Raw genomic sequence first — 376 nt, forward strand, 5'->3', positions numbered from 1 at the left:
GTCGAGATATGCCCGCCCACCCCGATATCGGGCCGCTGCGCACGGTGCACCATCACAGCCGCGTTCCAGCGCATATACGCCCGGTACCGGCGCTCGAACTCCTCATTGCCCGGGAACGGCGCTTCCTGGTCCACCGGGATCGTGTTCACATAATCGGTCGTCGTCACCATCGGCACCCCCACCGACTGGGACCCCGCCCGCTGAAGCAAACTGCGCATAATGAACTGCGCCCGCTCCGTGCCCTGCTCCCTGATCAACGCATCCAAAGACTCAACCCACTCGGCAGTCTCTTCCGGATCACGATCAGGCAGCTGGGAAGTCAACCCGCTAAGGATGTGTGAGGTCTCTTCTCCTGCAGCCACGTCCAACCTCTCTT

At 62.2% G+C, this 376-nt stretch carries 1 protein-coding gene; it reads right to left on the reverse strand.

The window, feature by feature from the left end; genetic code table 11:
* Positions 1-362: pyruvate dehydrogenase E1 component-related protein (locus L0B83_RS19640; RefSeq protein ID WP_504745250.1), on the reverse strand; the 362-nt coding region annotated here is incomplete at its 3' end.
* Between the last annotated feature and the right edge of the window lie 14 nt (positions 363-376).

This window comes from Arthrobacter alkaliphilus (genome assembly GCF_021483235.1).
GTDB classification, from domain to species: domain Bacteria; phylum Actinomycetota; class Actinomycetes; order Actinomycetales; family Micrococcaceae; genus Arthrobacter; species Arthrobacter alkaliphilus.